This window comes from Saccharothrix lopnurensis (genome assembly GCF_042658445.1).
Classification (GTDB): domain Bacteria; phylum Actinomycetota; class Actinomycetes; order Mycobacteriales; family Pseudonocardiaceae; genus Actinosynnema; species Actinosynnema lopnurensis.
On record NZ_JBHSQO010000009.1, the window covers coordinates 38922 to 54153 of the forward strand.

The following is a 15232-nucleotide window of genomic DNA, read 5'->3' on the forward strand; positions in this document are numbered from 1 at the left end:
CAGCGAGGACACCTTCCGGTTCCAGGTCCCACTGCCGCCCCCTCCCGGTTACCGGGGCGCGCACCGGGCCGAGCCTGAGCGGGTCCTGCCCAAGCGCCTGGCCGGCGTCGCCGTGGCCGTCGGTGTCGTGGGCGGTGGCGCCGGCGCCGCCGCGGCCACCATGACCGGGCAGTTCACCCCGGTCGCGGGCGGTGCGGAGTTCGCCGTGGTGCCGGACACCAGCGTCCGGACCGGCAAGGTCGACACCGTCCACGCGATCAACCTGGGGTCGGAGACCGCCCGCATCATCCGCCAGGAGCAACTGACCGCGCTGCACGCGTTCAACCAGGCCAGCACCTTCGCCCAGGACGGGTACGCGGCCCGCAAGGCGGCTGAGGAGAAGGCGGCCAAGGAGGCGATCGAGGCGGCCAAGCCGCCCAAGCAGCGGCAGGTCGAGGGCTGGATCCGCGAGGCCATCGGCATCCTCGCCGCCAACGGCACGGCCATCGACGAGGGCAGCCTCGACGAGATCTACACGATCATCATCAAGGAGTCCAACGGCAACCCGAACGCCGTCAACACCTGGGACTCCAACGCCATGCGCGGCACGCCGTCCAAGGGCCTGATGCAGTGCATCGACCCCACGTTCCAGGCGTACAAGCTGTCGGGCCACAACGACATCTACAACCCGGTGGACAACATCATCGCCGGCGTCCGCTACACCTACGCGCGCTACGGCGGCTTCCACAACCACCCCGGTCTGGTCTCCATGGCCGCCGGCTCCGGCTACCTGGGCTACTGACCCCACCCGGGCTGGCGACGCCCCTCTGGTGACGGCGCGATCGGTACCGCGCCGCTACCGGGGGTTCGGCCCGGCCAGGGGTTCAGCCCAGCCGGAGGTCCGCCACGCGGATCGGCGACGGGGTCGTGCCGCTGGAGCGCTGCTGGTACTGGAACGACAGCACGCCGTCCACCGCGACCCGCGACAGGTCCACGTTGACCTCGCCGAAGGCGTTCATCGACGGCCGGTCGAACACCAGGGTCCAGTCCGTCCAGCCGGAGGCCCGGCTCGCCGAGACGACCCGGCCGCGCGGCATCACCAGGTAGGCGTTGTCGTCGCGGTCGAACACCAGCTTGGTGCGCTGCGTGCTGCCCGGCGGCACGGGCACCTCCCGCTTGGTCCACGTCCCGCCGGCGTTGCGGAACACGTGGAAGGTGCGGCCGTACTGGGCGCGCTGCTGGGCGTAGTTCGACACGCACTGCGTGAACCGGCCCGGCACGTAGCTGATCACCACGTGCGGCATGCCGGTCGAGTCGACCGCCTGGCCCTCCTGGTTCATCAGCCCGTGGTCGGGGTCGAGCGGGTCGACGACCAGGCCCGGCGAGGTGACCGAGACGCCGGTGCCGCCGGTCGTGCCGACCACCGCCCCCGCGGCGTTGCGCCACGTCCGGCCCCGGTCGTCGCTGTAGACGTAGCCGGTGTCGTGGTTGGTCAGGCCGCCGGAGCTGCACAGCACCCCGGCGTTGCCCTCGCGCCAGGTGAACGAGACGTGCAGCCGACCGCGCCGGTCGTAGGTCAGACCGTGCACGTACATGTTGCGGGTCGTGGAGACGACCCCGTTGGGACCGGTGTAGTCGCCGGTCGCCGACGACCACGCGCCCAGTCTGCGCCACGCGCCGTCGGTGTACTCGGCCAGTTCGTTCACGCCGTTGCCCGAGCCGCCGGTCCGGTAGCTGAACTGGAGCACCCCCTCGGGGGTGACGACGAACTGCGGGTAGGTCATGTTGCCCAGCTCGACCCCGCCCAGGGTCCGCTGCACCGACCCGAACAGCGAGGCCGACCAGCGGTGCGCGCCGGGGCTGGACACCAGGCCGGAAATCGATTTCGCGTAGTGCACGCGGGTGTTGTGGGTGTCCATGGCCACGTGCAGGACGCCGTCGCGCGGCGAGACGCCCAGGGAGATCACGTTGTGCGAGTCGTCGGCGCTGAGCCGGTGCGGCAGTACAGCGGTCTCCCAGGCGCCGCCGAGCGCGCGGCGCGCGACCACCGCGTTGCGGCTCGCCGTGTACCAGGCCGCGTACTGGTGGCCGTTGTGGGTGATCAGGCCGTCCTGGAAGGCGTTGTTGTTGACCAGGCCGTCGTAGGAGACGAAGTACAGCGCGGACTGGTCCAGCGGCGTGTCGGACAGCGGGGTCACCGCAGGGGCGGCGTGGGCCGCGCCGGGACCGCCGACCGACGCGGCCAGCACCAGCGCCACCACGGCGCCCTGGTAAAACGATTTCCGCCTCATGCCGCCACCCCGTCCATCCGGATCATCTGCCCCTCTGCCTGCGTGAAATGCATCCGCAGCTGCTGGCCCGACACCCGCAGGCCCTGCCGCCGGGTACAACGATTTCCAGAGCCCGGGGTGGCCGTGGACCAGCGGGTGGTGACGCCGTCGCCGTGCTCGGAGTTCCACAGCACCCTGCCCGCCGCGCGGACCTCGTCGCCCAGCAGGCAGCCCTTCTGGCGGCAGGCGGCGGGCCGTCGGCGGCACGCGAGAACGCGGCGGCGGAACTCCAACAGGCCGCCACGGGTGGCCCAACAGCGACCGCGCGCGGCACGGTGCGTCGAGAGTGCAGCGTCATCGCCGATCCCCCTGCTGGAGTGGTGTCGCCCACTCCATCCCGTGGCACACTCAAGGTCAACGAACCGAACAGGAACGATCAAAGTCGATCGGAACCGACGATGAGGCTGGCGGCGCAGCGACGTGACCTGATCCTGGCGGCGGTCCGCGCGAACGGCGTGGTGCGGCTGGCGGACCTGGTGGACCAACTGGGCGTCACGGTGGTGACGGTGCGCCGGGACGTCACCGCGCTGGCCGACCGCGGCCTGGTCGCCCGCGTGCACGGCGGGGTCACCATGCCGCGCCACGGCGAACCGCAGGCGGTCGTGCGGACGTGGCAGGCCCTGCCGAGCCAGGGCCTGTCCGGCCCGGCGCTCTCAGGGCAGGCCCTTTCGGGGCACGTCCTCTCGGGGCACGTCCTGCCGGGGCAGGCGTCGGGCCAGGCCCCGCCGGGGCACGTCCTGGTCGGCATGGTCGCCCCGTCGGAGGACTACTACTGGCCCGCCGTCATCCAGGGCGCGCAGGCCGCCGTCGGCGCGGGCGGGGGTCGCCTGGCGCTGCGCACCTCCTGCTACCACGCGGCGGAGGACCGGCGGCAGGTGATCACGCTGCTCGACCGGGGCGTGCAGGCGCTGCTGGTCGCGCCGAGCACGGACGGCCCGGCGGGCGTGGACCTGATGCGCTGGCTGGGCGCGCTGCCCGTGCCGGTGGTGCTGATCGAGCGCGTGCCGCCGCCGGAACTGCCCACCATCGGCCTGGACGCCGCGGTCACCGACCACGCGCTGGGCGCGGGTCTGGCGGTGCGGCACCTGGCGACCCTGGGCCACCGGCGAGTGGGCTTGGTCGTGTCGCGACCGAGCCCGCACCACGAGGCGATCCGGTCCGGGTGGCGGGAGGCGGTGACCTCGCTGGACCTGCGGCCCGCGCCGGTGGTGGAGGTGCCGCCGTTCGGGTCGGCCGACTGGCCCGCGGTGTGCGACGACGTGCTGGACGGGTGCGTGCGCGCGGGTGTGCGGGCCCTGCTGGTGCACGCCGACCGCGAGGCCATCGGCCTGGTGGAACGCGCCCGCGACCGGGGGCCGGCGGTGCCGGACGAGCTGGCGGTGGTGTCCTACGACGACGAGGTGGCCGCGGCTGCCGACCCGCCGCTGACCGCCGTGCGACCGAGCAAGCACCGGCTCGGCGCGCTGGCGGCGCAACTGGCGCTGGCCCGGGTGGCCGACCCGCTGGACCGGCCGGTCCACCGCGTCGCGCTGTGGCCCAGCCTGACCGTGCGCGAGTCCTGCGGAACGCCGCGGCACCACTCGGCCTAGCCGGCAGGCACCACCCGAGGTACACGCCGCGCGACCCGGCGCCGAACCGCACGGCCGCGCCATGCACCCACGACTGCACGGCCGCACCACACGGCACGGCCGCACCGCCCGCCCAGCACCGCGCCCCACCCACTCCCGCACCGCGCCAGCCCACGCCCCGCCCACGCCCGGCCCAGCCCGCATCGCCCCAGCCCAGCCCGGCCCACCCACGCCCCACACCCCCACCGCGCCCCCACCCCCGCCTTGACACGCCACCCCGCCGTACGCCAACCTACTTTCACTAATTAATTAGTGAAAGGGTCATGGGTGATCGAGTTCCGGATCGACCCGCGCTCCGGTGTCGCCACCTACCAGCAGCTCGTCAACCAGACCAGGCACGCCCTGCGCCTGGGACTGCTGCGACCGGGCGACCAGCTGCCGACCGCCAAGGAGGTGGTCGCCGCCACCGCCATCAACCCGAACACCGTGCTCAAGGCGTACCGCGAGCTCGAACGGGAGGGCCTGGTGGAGGCCCGGCGCGGCGTGGGGACCTTCGTGTCCTCGGCCCCGCCGCAGCCGGACGCCGCCGAGATCGGCGCCGAGCTGGCGGACTGGGTGCGCCGGGCCAAGGCCCAGGGGCTGGACCGGGAGTACGTGGAAGCCCTCGTCACAGCACGCCTCGACGAGCACTACGGAGGAAAGTGAGTGAGCACGTTGACCCCCGCACTCGAAGCCGGGGCGCTGGCCATGCGCTACCGGCGCGGCTGGGCGCTGCGCGACTGCGCGTTCACGCTGCCCGCCGGGCGGATCTCGGCGCTGATCGGCCCGAACGGCGCGGGCAAGAGCACCCTCATGCGCATCGCCACCGGCCTGCTGCGCCCGACCGGCGGCGCGATCCGCGTCCTCGGTGAGGAACCGACCCACCGCGGCGCGCACCCCGGGCTCGCGTTCCTCGCGCAGGACAAGCCGCTGTACAAGGGTTTCACCGTCGCGGAGATGCTGCGGGCCGGCGAGGAGCTGAACCCGACGTGGGACCGGGAGTACGCGCACCGGCTGGTGCGCGAGGCCGGCGTGCCGGCGCACGCCCGGATCGGCACCCTGTCCGGCGGGCAGCGCACCCGGGTCGCCCTGGCCCTCGCGCTGGGCAGGCGGCCGCGGCTGGTGCTGCTCGACGAGCCGCTGGCCGACCTCGACCCCGTGGCGCGCCAGGAGGTGATGCAGACGCTGCTCGCCGAGGTCGCCGACACCGAGCTGACCGTGCTGCTGTCGTCCCACGTGATCGCCGACCTGGACGGCGTGTGCGACCACCTGGTGCTGCTGACCGACGGGCGGGTGCGGCTGCACGGCGACGTCGACGAGCTGCTGGCCGGGCACCGCGTGCTGATCGGCTCCCGGGACCTGGAGCCGCCGCCCGGCGTGGTCGAGTTCCGCGCGACCGGGCGCCAGGCCACCGTGCTGGCGCGCACCGGCGACGTGCCCGGCTGGGACAACAACGCGCCCTCGCTGGAGGAACTGGCGCTGGGCTACCTGCGATCCCCGAAGGAGGCGGCGGCATGACCTGGGTGGCCTGGCGGCAGCAGCGGCTCCAGATCCTGGTGTGCCTCGGTGTCGTCGTCGCGTTCGCGGCGGTGATGACGTGGGTGCGCTTCGGCGCGGCGGCCATCGCGCACGACCCCGCCCTGGTCGAGGCGACCTACGAGCGGTACGTGGACTACCAGCGCCTGGTCCTGCTGGCGCTGCCGGTGCTCATGGGCACCTTCGCGGGGGCGCCGCTGTTCGCCGCCGAGATCGAGCGGGGCACCCACGTGTTCGGCCTGACCCAGGGGATCAGCCGGAACCGGTGGTGGGCGACGAAGCTGGCCGGGGTCCCGGTCGTGCTGGGGATGACGGTGCTCGGCCTGGTCAGCTCGTGGTCGGACCAGGTGCTGGGCGCCCTGACCTACAACAGCCGCCTGAACACCCCGATGTTCGAGGTGCAGGGCCTGGTGCCGGCCGCGTACACCGCGCTGGCGTTCACCCTGAGCGCGGCGCTGGGTCTGCTGCTGCGCAACGGCCTCGCGGCCATGGTGCTGACGATCGTGGCCTACGTGCCGCTGGTGGGCGTGGTGGCGAGCGTGCTGCGCCCGTCGTACGCGACGCCCGTGTCGGAGGTGGCGCCGCGGCTGCCGGAGGGCGCCTGGCGCAGGGGCACGACCTTCCTCGACGGCGCCGGCAACGAGGTCCCGTCCGGGGTCGCGGGGTGCGTCGGCCGGTTCGAGGAGTGCCTGGCCGAACGCGGGTTGACCGTGCGGTGGGCCTTCCACCCGGCGGACCGGTTCTGGTCCTTCCAGGCGATCGAGGCGGGGCTGTTCGCCGCGCTGTGCGCGGCGCTGCTCGCCGTGGGCGCGTGGGCGCTGCACAAGCGCCTGCGGCTGGGCTGATCGGGCGACGACGACCGGGGGTGGGGGAACGTTCCACCACGAATGTTCCGCCACAACGGTTCCGCCGCAACAGTTTCGCCGCAACAGTTCCACCGGTGTGAGGCGGGTGTGAGCCGATCGCGATGGATCATTGCCCAATGCGTCGGTGAACGCCACGATGGGCCTACGGCGGGATCAACGAGGAGGCCACCGTGGGTCGGTACCGGTTACACGTCAACGGTGAGCGGCGCGTGGTGGACGTCCCGGCGGACACACCGCTGCTGTGGGCGCTGCGCGAGCAGCTGGGCGTGCTGGGTCCCAAGTACGGCTGCGGCGTCGGCGCGTGCGGCGCGTGCACGTCCCTCGTGGACGGCCGGGCGGCGCGGCCGTGCGTGACCCCCGTCGCCGACGCGCAGGGCAAGCGGATCACCACGATCGAGGGGCTGTCCGAGGACGGCGACCACCCGGTGCAGCGGGCCTGGCTGGAGCTGGACGTGGCCCAGTGCGGCTACTGCCAGCCGGGGCAGATCATGTCGACGGTGGCGCTGCTGTCCCACAACCCCGACCCGGACGACGCGGAGATCGACGCGGCGTTGCGGGACAACGTGTGCCGCTGCGGCACGTACTCGCGGATCCGGTCGGCCGTGCGGCGCGCGGCCCAGCTGAAGCGGGGCGAGCGGTGATCAACCGACGGGCTTTCCTGGGGAGCGTGCTGGTGGTCTCCGCGCCGGTGGCGCTGCCCGGCCTGGCGTCGGCGGCGCCGGCGGCGGACCTGGCGCCGAACGTGTTCGTGCGGCTGGACGGCCGCGGCCGGATCACCGCCACCGTGCCCAAGTCGGACTCCGGGCAGGGCGTGCGCACGGTCGTCGCCCTGCTGGTCGCCGAGGAGCTGGTGGTCGACCTGGACGATGTGCGCGTGGAGCAGGCGCCCGGCGACACCGCGCGGTACGGGTCGCAGATGACCGGCGGCTCGGGCTCCGTGCGGCAGCTCGACACCCCCATCCGCACCGCCGCCGCCACGGCCCGGTGCCTGCTGGTCGCCGCCGCGGCGGCGCGGTGGGGCGTGCCGGTCGAGGAGTGCGCGGCCCGCGACGGCGCGGTCCACCACCGCCGCCGGCGGCTGTCCTACGCGGAGCTGGTGCGCGACGCGGCGGCGCTGGACCCGGCCTCCGTGCCGGTCGCGACGCTGCCGCCGGAGCGGTGGCGGCTGATCGGCAAGACCCGCGCGGGCCGCGTGGACGCGAGGGACGTGGTGACCGGCCGGGCCCGCTACGGCATCGACAACCGGCCGCGGGACGCGCTGGTCGCCGTGGTGCTCCGGCCGCCGTGGATCGGCGCCCGGGTCACCGCCGTGGACGACGCCGCGGCGCGCGCGGTGCCCGGCGTGGTCGCGGTGACCACCCTGGAGCCGGGGACGGCGGGCCAGGGCGGGGTCGCGGTCGTCGCGCGGTCGACACCGGAGGCGCTGCGCGGGCGCGAGGCGCTGCGCGTGACGTGGAGCGGCGGCACGCCGACCGCCGACAGCCGGGTGTGGCTCGACGAGCTGGAGGCGGCGCTGCCCGCGCCGGCGGTCGCGCCCGGACCGGTGGCGTTCGAGGCGACCTACCGGCTGCCGCTGCTCGCGCACGCGCCGATGGAGCCGATGAACGCCACCGCGCACCTGACCGCGACCGGGCTGACCGTGTGGGCGCCCACCCAGGACCCCGGCGGCCTGCGCGCGGACCTGGCCCGCCGGACCGGCCTCGCCGAGGCGGCCGTGCGCGTGGAGACCTCGCTGATGGGCGGCGCGTTCGGCCGGCGCTTCGACAACGACGCGGTGCTGGAGGCGGTGGCCTGCTCGCGGGTCGCGGGCGCGCCGGTGGCCGTGCTCTGGACCCGCGACGACGACACGCGGCACGACTCGTACCGGCCGATGTCGGCGCACCGGCTCTCGGCCGTGGTCGACGGCTCCGGCGTGCCCACGTGGCGGTCGCACGCCGTGGCCACCTGGCCGTTGACCGTCGCGCCGTTCCTGCCCCCGGGCTTCGTGCGGCTCAACGGCGACCGGTTCCCCTACGCCGTGCCGGGACGGGTGGACGTGGCGACGCTCCCCGCGCCCCTGCGCACCGGCTTCTGGCGGTCGGTCTACGCCGGGCACCTCCAGTACGCGGAGGAGGTCTTCCTCAGCGCGCTGGGCGACCGGGCCGGCGTGGACCAGGTGGAGCTGCGCCGCCGGCTGCTGCCCGCCGACTCGCGGCTGCGGCGGGTGCTCGACGCGGCGGCGGCGCGGGCGGGCGCGACACCGCCCGGTACCCGGCGCGGCGTGGCCTGCCACGACGACTACGGCTCGGTGTGCGCGGTGGTGGCCGATCACGCCGACGGCCGGGTGCGGCGGGTCGTCGCGGCCGTGGACGTGGGCCTGGCGCTGCACCCGTCCGGGGTGCGGGCGCAGGTCGAGGGGTGTGTGGTGGACGCGATGTCCACCGTGTTCGGCGCGCAGGTCACCGTGCGCGACGGCCGGGTGGTGGAGTCGTCGTTCCGCGACTACGCGTGGTTGCGCATCGACCGGGCGCCGGAGGTGGACGTGGTGGTCGTGCCGTCGGACGCGCCGGTCGGCGGGCTCGGCGAGCTGGCCTACCCGCCCGCCGCGGCGGCCCTCGCCTCCGCGTCCGGGCACGAGGTGACCGGGATGCCGGTGGGCGTGGCGATCGGGTAGCCGGACACCGCCGGTCGAACGGCAGGCGGCCCGCGCGAGCCGCTCGGGGGTCCTCGTCGGTCGCGGTCACCCCGTCCCGGTGGGACCGGGTCGGCCCAGGTCGGCCAGCACCGCCCGCGCCGCGCGGCGGCCCGACACCAGGGCGCCCTGGATCGAGCTGGTGTCCCGGTGGTCGCCGCACACGTACCGGCGCGGGGCCAGGCGCACCGGTGCGCGCAGCCGGTGCGGCGCGGGCATGGCCGGCACCGCCCTCGGGACCTCGTAGCGCGCCAGGACCTCCCAGTTCCGCGTGGACGTGCCGTACAGCACGTCCAGCCGCGCGCGCACCTCCCCCTCGGTCGCCTCCCCCGGCACCGACGCCTGCACCAGCGGCGCGTTCGGCGAGTAGTCGGGCGCGACCTCGGAGAGCACCGCCGTGTTGACCACCGGCCCGCCGTCGCCGTCGACCACCAGGGTCGGGTCCCGCAGCGGCGAGGCGGGCGGCCGGAAGTACCACGTGGTGACGCCGTGCCAGGTCGGCGCGCCCAGCCCCGGCCACAGCCGGTCGGCGGTCGTGCCGTCGGTGGCGATGACGACGTGCCGGGCCCGGACGCTCGTGCCGTCCGCCAGTCGCACCCCGCTGCCGGTCACCTCGGCCACCTCCGCGCCCAGCCGCACGTCGAGCCCTCGCGCGAGCTGCCGGGGCAGCTCGCCCATGCCGAGCGCGGGCAGCGCCGCGCCGCCGCGCGCGAAGCTGCGCCACACCAGGTGGAAGAACCGCGCCGACGTGGTCAACTCGCGCTCCAGGAACACCCCGGCCAGGAACGGCCGGAGCACCTCGTCCACGGCCCGGTCGGACAGGCCCCGGCGGGCCAGCTCCTCGCGCGTGCTCCGGTCGTCCCCGTCCAGCAGGGCCCGGACCGGGCCGACCAGGTCCCGCACCGACAGCGCGGCCAGCGCGAGCAGGTCCCGGGGCCCCAGCACCCGCTGCGCCACCGCGCCGCGCCAGGCGTGCGCGCCGTCGCGGGGGTCGGCCAGCAGGTCGTGCCGCCCGCGGCGCTGCACGAACGCACCCGGCCGGAAGTGCCTCAGGTCCAACGCGTCCAGGTCGACCCCCGCCAGCGCCGGGTAGGCGGGCAGCAGGAGCTGGAAGCCCCGGTCGAAGCGCACCCCGTCGACCACGTCGGTCCGGACCCGGCCGCCCACGTCGTCGGCCGCCTCCAGCACCACCGCGCCGATCCCCGCCGCGGCCAGTTCGCGCGCCGCGGTGAGCCCGGCCAGCCCGGCCCCGACGACCACCACCTCAACCATGGCCCCGACGCTAGGCAGGGTCGCGGGCGGGTGCACGACGAGTCGGGGCTCCCGGGCGGCCCGCGAACCCCCGGAACGCGAACCCCGGGAGCCGGGACCGCGACCCTCAGGGGTGCCGGCCCAGCACGTCGGCCGCGTGCACCGCCTCCAGCGACAGCGTCTTGTAGCCGACCTCCTCGAACAGCACGGTCAACCGGTCGGTCTCGCTCTGCACCACGGTCCCGGCGCCGAACTCCGCGTGCCGCACCCGGGACTGCGCCGGGTACTCGGGGTTGGCCGGGACGCCGGTGCCCGCGTCGCCGCTCCAGCACGTGTCGCAGTTGCCGCACGCCCGCTCCAGCACCTCGCCGAAGTACCCGATCAGGTGTTGCCGCCGGCACGCCCTGGTCTCGGCGTAGGCGCGCAGCACCTCGATGCGCGACCGGTCCAGCCGCTGGAGCCGCTCGGCCTCCTACACCGCGAGGTCCGCGGCCCGCGCGGGCTCGACCACCAGCCGGAACCGCGCGCGCTCCACGACCACCGCGCCGACCCGCTCCAGCAGGTTCACCCCGGTGGTGACCTTGCGGCGCGAGCTGCCGAACCCGCGCGTCAGCTCGGTGACCCGCTGCCCCGGCCGCTCGCCGACGAACGCCGCCAGCGCCAGCAGGTCGTCCCGGTCCACGTGCCGGGACTGGAGGAACCGCTGGAGCCCCAGGTCCTGCGACCGGTAGAACAGCACGCCCCGCGCCGGGTCGCCGTCGCGCCCGGCCCGCCCGATCTCCTGGTAGTAGGCGTCCAGCGAACCCGGCGCGGACGCGTGCGCGACGAACCGCACGTCCGGCTTGTCGATGCCCATGCCGAACGCCGAGGTGGCCACCACCAGGTCGGTCGACCCGCCCATGAACGCGTCCTGCACGCGTTCCCGCTCGGCGGCCCCCATGCCGGCGTGGAACGGCTCGGCGCCCAGCTCCTCCGCGTAGCGGGCGGCGTCCTTGCGGGTCGCCACGTACACCAGGCCCGGCCGGGGCGCCTCGCGCACCCACCCCAGCACCGCGCGGCGCTTGTCGTCGTCGGAGGTGAACATCCGCACCTCCAGCGACAGGTTCGGCCGGTCGAAGCCGATCGCCACCACGGCCGGGTCATCCATCCCCAGGTGGGTGATCACGTCCTCGCGCACGGTCGTGCCCGCGGTGGCGGTCAGCGCCAGCACCGGCGGCCGGCCGATCCGCTCCACCGCGCCCGCCAGCCGCAGGTAGTCCGGCCGGAAGTCGTGGCCCCACGCCGAGACGCAGTGCGCCTCGTCCACCACGAACAGCGCCGGCTTCCCCAGCCGGTCGAGCACCTCGGGGTTGGCCAGCTGCTCGGGCGACACGAACAGGTACCGCGCCTCGCCGCTCTCCACCGCCTCCCACGCCCTCGCGTTGTCCCCCTCGGACTGACCGGAGTTGACCAGCACCGCCATCGACGCGCCCGCCCCGCGCAGCGCGGCCACCTGGTCCCGCTGGAGCGCGATCAGCGGCGACACCACGACGACCAGCCCGTCCAGCAGCACACCGGGCACCTGGTAGACCGCCGACTTGCCCGCCCCGGTGGGCAGCACGACGAAGACGTCCCGGCCCGCGAGGACCTGCTCCATCGCGTCCAGCTGCTCGGCGCGCAGCTCCGGCCACCCGAACACCTCGGACGCCGCCGCGCACAGGCGCTCCCGGTCACCCACGACCCACCCGCTCCCAGAAGTGCGCCAGGGTGGCCGCGCCCGCGAGCAGCACGTCCACCGACACGCGTTCGTCGCTGTCGTGCCAGCGGTCCTCGGGCAGACCGGTGCCGAAGAACAGCACCGGCGCGCCCACCCGCTCGGCCAGCAGGGCGGCGGGACCGCCGCCCGCGTTGCCCATCCGCCCCACCGGCCGGCCGAACCCCTCCCGCACCGCCTCCACCAGCAGTTCCAGCTCGGGCAGGTCCTCGGGGGTCCGGTACGCCTCCTGCGCGGTGTCGTCGGTGACCGACACCTCGTGCTCGTACCGGTCGTCCACGGTCTTGGCCGGCCACTGCCGCAGCTGCTCGCCGACCTCGACGACGCGCTGGTCGGCGACCGTGCGGATGCTCAGGTCGGCGGCGGCCAGCCAGTTGGCCGACCGCAGCACGTCGAGCTCGTGCTCGGGCAGGGAGGCCACCGAGGGCACCCGGCACCACTCGACCAGTTGCCCGACGAGCCGCTCCCGGTGGGCGCTCAGGTAGTCGTGGACGTCGCTCACGAGTCGCTCACCCCGATCGGCACCGCGGGTGCCACCTCCCCTGCGCTCGACATGCCCGTGTGTTGCCCGGCTCGGGGCGATCAAACGTGCGGACCCCGGCGAGGCGACGGCCCCGATCACCACCTCCGGTTAATCCTGTCAAGTTCTTGCGTAATGCTGCTCACTTCTTCCATGCTGATGCCGTCCCTCCAACGAAGGAGTTGCGGTGTCCCTGTCGCGCAGGACGTTCCTCGGGTCGGCCCTCGCCGTCCCCGCCCTCGGTGCCGCCACCCCCGCCCTGGCGGCGAGCCCACCCGGCGACGTGGTCGGCAAGATCACCGTCGGCTACCAGGGCTGGTTCGCCGCCCGGGGCGACCGCTCACCCCTCGACGGCTGGTGGCACTGGAGCGACAACTGGGGACAGCCGCCGTCGCCCACCAACCACGCGCTGATGTCGTGGCCGGACATGACCGACTACGCGAACCGGTACACCACCGCGTTCGGCTCGCTGGGCGACGGCCGGCCCGCCACGGTGTTCTCCAACCACGACTTCCAGACCGTCGACGTCCACTTCGGCTGGATGAAGCAGTACGGCTGCGACACCGCCGCCCTCCAGCGGTTCAACCCGACCGGCGGTGAGGGGCCCATCCGCGACGCGGTCACCGCGCACGTGCGCACGGCGGCCGAGAAGCACGGCGTGAAGTTCTACATCATGTACGACGTCACCAACTGGTCGAACATGCAGTCGGAGATCAAGGCCGACTGGCTGAACAAGATGCGCGCCCACACCTCCTCCCCCATGTACGCGCGGCAGAACGGCAAGCCCGTGGTGTGCGTGTGGGGCTTCGGCTTCAACGACCCGGGCCGCCCGTTCACCCCGCAGCAGTGCCAGGACGTCGTCGACTGGTTCAAGGGGCAGGGCGTCTACCTGATCGGCGGCGTGCCCACGCACTGGCGGCGCGAGGTCGAGGACTCCCGGCCGGGTTTCGCGGGCGTCTACCGCAGCTTCCACATGCTCTCGCCGTGGATGGTCGGCCGGATCGGCAACGTCGCGGACGCCGACCACTTCTACACCAACGTCAACGGCCCCGACCAGGCCGAGTGCAACCGCCTGGGCATCGACTACCAGCCGTGCGTGCTGCCCGGCGACCTGTCCCGGCGGCACCGCGCGCACGGCGACTTCATGTGGCGGCAGTTCTACAACGTGGTGCGCCTGGGCGTGCAGGGCGTCTACATCTCGATGTTCGACGAGTACAACGAGGCCAACCAGATCGCCAAGACCCCGGAGACGCAGGCGGGCATCCCGGTCGGCTCCGGCTTCCTCGCCCTGGACGAGGACGGCACCCGCTGCTCCTCGGACTACTACCTGCGCCTGACCGGCGACGGCGGCCGGATGCTCAAGGGCCAGATCGCGCTGACCGCGGTGCGCCCGACCAAGCCGATGCCCGACGGCACCCCGCCCGTCGAGCGGGACCTGGCCGCGGGCCGGCCCACGGCGCAGAGCAGCCAGAACCAGCACTACGGCGGCCACCTCGCCGTGGACGCAGACCCGCACAGCTACTGGGAGAGCGCGAACTCCGCCTTCCCCCAGTGGCTCCAGGTCGACCTCGGCGCCGTCGCCGCGCCGACCCGCCTGGTGCTCGGCCTGCCGCCCAACCCCGCGTGGGGCCGCCGCACCCAGACCGTCGCGGTCGAGGCGAGCGCGGACGGCGGCGCGTTCACCACGCTCGTCGCCGCCGCCGGCCACACCTTCGACCCGGCCACCGGCAACACCGCGACCATCACCCTCCCGACCGGCGCGCGGGCCCGCTACGTGCGGCTGCGCTTCACCGGGAACACCGGGTGGCCCGCGGCCCAGCTGGCGAGCCTGAAGGTCTACGGCTGAGGGGCGGACCCCGGAGCTTGGGAGCGCTCCCAGGTACGCTCCCGACCATGGTGAGCGTTCTGATCACGGGATCGTCCGACGGCATCGGCCGGGAGACCGCCGCGACGCTGGTGGGCCAGGGCCACCGCGTGGTGCTGCACGCGCGCGACGCCGGGCGGGCCGAGCAGGCGCTGGCCGCCGTGCCCGGCGCCGCCGGCGTCGTGGTCGGCGACCTGTCGTCCCTCGCGCGGACCCGGGAACTGGCCGGGTCCGCCGGGGCCTTCGACGTGGTCGTGCACAACGCGGGACTCGGCGGCGGCCTGCCCGAGCGGGTCGTCACCGAGGACGGCCTGGAACTGCTGTTCCAGGTCAACGTCCTGGCGCCCTACCTGCTCACCGCCCTGATGCCGCGCCCGGCCCGACTGGTCTACCTGACCTCCGGGCTGGAGGCGCAGGGCGTCGCGGACCTCGACGACCTCCAGCACGAGCGCGGGCCGTGGAACGGGATGCAGGCGTACTCGGACTCCAAGCTCCTCGACGTCGTGCTGGCGTTCGCCGTGGCCCGCCGGTGGCCGGGCACCCCGACCAACGCGGTGGACCCCGGCTGGATCAAGACCAAGCTGGGCGGCCCGAACGCCACCGACGGGCTGCCCCGGGGCGCGGAGACGCAGGTCTGGCTGGCCACCTCCGACGACCCGGCGGCGCTGGTCACCGGCCGCTACTTCAAGTGGCGCGAGGAGCTGCGGGCCAACCCCGCCGCCTACGACGTGGAGGTCCAGGAACGCCTGCTGGCCGCGTGCGCCGAACTGACCGGCGTCGCACTGCCGTGACCACACCGGCCTGACCACACCGACCCGACCACACCTACCCGACCAGCCTGCCCCGACCACACCG

General features: G+C 74.5%; 13 protein-coding genes and 1 pseudogene. 9 read left to right on the plus strand and 5 right to left on the minus strand.

Annotated features, from left to right (window positions below):
* Positions 1-415: 415 nt before the first annotated feature.
* Positions 416-781, plus strand: a pseudogene (locus ACFP3R_RS11385) (transglycosylase SLT domain-containing protein); the annotation flags it as partial.
* Between the two features lie 82 nt (positions 782-863).
* On the opposite strand, the gene ACFP3R_RS11390 reads toward ACFP3R_RS11385, so the two are convergent.
* Positions 864-2270, minus strand: a complete 1407-nt coding sequence (locus tag ACFP3R_RS11390) for a BNR repeat-containing protein (protein ID WP_380635318.1) — start codon at positions 2268-2270, stop codon at positions 864-866.
* 47 nt (positions 2271-2317) lie between these two features.
* Here ACFP3R_RS11390 and ACFP3R_RS11395 point away from each other — a divergent pair, with 47 nt between their 5' ends.
* The 6 genes from ACFP3R_RS11395 to ACFP3R_RS11420 all read left to right on the plus strand — a co-directional run bounded on the left by ACFP3R_RS11395 (position 2318) and on the right by ACFP3R_RS11420 (position 8971).
* Positions 2318-3898, plus strand: a complete 1581-nt coding sequence (locus ACFP3R_RS11395; protein ID WP_380635319.1) for a substrate-binding domain-containing protein — start codon at positions 2318-2320, stop codon at positions 3896-3898.
* Between the two features lie 306 nt (positions 3899-4204).
* A complete protein-coding gene (locus ACFP3R_RS11400) occupies positions 4205-4582 on the plus strand; it encodes a GntR family transcriptional regulator (RefSeq protein ID WP_380635320.1) in 378 nt (125 codons plus the stop codon).
* 9 nt (positions 4583-4591) lie between these two features.
* The gene (locus ACFP3R_RS11405; RefSeq protein ID WP_380635548.1) at positions 4592-5434 is read left to right on the plus strand and encodes an ABC transporter ATP-binding protein; all 843 of its coding nucleotides are present in this window, start codon (positions 4592-4594) and stop codon (positions 5432-5434) included.
* Positions 5431-6297, plus strand: coding sequence for an ABC transporter permease (locus tag ACFP3R_RS11410; protein WP_380635321.1), 867 nt, complete (start codon positions 5431-5433; stop codon positions 6295-6297). Before ACFP3R_RS11405 ends, ACFP3R_RS11410 begins: the two co-directional genes overlap by 4 nt.
* Before the next feature lie 191 nt (positions 6298-6488).
* Entirely contained in the window at positions 6489-6959 is a 471-nt protein-coding gene (locus ACFP3R_RS11415; RefSeq protein ID WP_380635322.1) for a (2Fe-2S)-binding protein, read from the plus strand.
* A complete protein-coding gene (locus tag ACFP3R_RS11420; protein ID WP_380635324.1) occupies positions 6956-8971 on the plus strand; it encodes a xanthine dehydrogenase family protein molybdopterin-binding subunit in 2016 nt (671 codons plus the stop codon). The genes ACFP3R_RS11415 and ACFP3R_RS11420 overlap by 4 nt, the downstream gene beginning before the upstream one ends.
* Positions 8972-9037: 66 nt before the next feature.
* Here ACFP3R_RS11420 and ACFP3R_RS11425 read toward each other — a convergent pair whose 3' ends face one another.
* The 4 genes from ACFP3R_RS11425 to ACFP3R_RS11440 form a co-directional block, all read right to left on the minus strand.
* Complete coding sequence (locus ACFP3R_RS11425) at positions 9038-10261, minus strand: NAD(P)/FAD-dependent oxidoreductase (protein WP_380635326.1); 1224 nt, start codon at positions 10259-10261, stop codon at positions 9038-9040.
* A 106-nt stretch (positions 10262-10367) separates the two neighbouring features.
* Entirely contained in the window at positions 10368-10691 is a 324-nt protein-coding gene (locus tag ACFP3R_RS11430) for a RecQ family zinc-binding domain-containing protein (RefSeq protein ID WP_380635550.1), read from the minus strand.
* Positions 10692-10712: 21 nt separating this feature from the next.
* Positions 10713-11957 carry a RecQ family ATP-dependent DNA helicase gene (locus ACFP3R_RS11435; protein ID WP_380635327.1) on the minus strand — a complete coding sequence of 415 codons (1245 nt, stop codon included), beginning with the start codon at positions 11955-11957 and terminating at the stop codon, positions 10713-10715.
* Positions 11950-12495, minus strand: a complete 546-nt coding sequence (locus ACFP3R_RS11440; protein WP_380635328.1) for a M20/M25/M40 family metallo-hydrolase — start codon at positions 12493-12495, stop codon at positions 11950-11952. Before ACFP3R_RS11440 ends, ACFP3R_RS11435 begins: the two co-directional genes overlap by 8 nt.
* A 205-nt stretch (positions 12496-12700) precedes the next feature.
* Between ACFP3R_RS11440 and ACFP3R_RS11445 the strand changes: the two genes are divergently transcribed.
* Positions 12701-14359 carry a glycoside hydrolase family 99 protein gene (locus ACFP3R_RS11445; protein WP_380635330.1) on the plus strand — a complete coding sequence of 553 codons (1659 nt, stop codon included), beginning with the start codon at positions 12701-12703 and terminating at the stop codon, positions 14357-14359.
* A 47-nt stretch (positions 14360-14406) separates the two neighbouring features.
* On the plus strand, positions 14407-15168 hold the full coding sequence (locus ACFP3R_RS11450) for an SDR family NAD(P)-dependent oxidoreductase (protein ID WP_380635331.1): 762 nt from the start codon (positions 14407-14409) through the stop codon (positions 15166-15168).
* Positions 15169-15232: the final 64 nt, after the last annotated feature.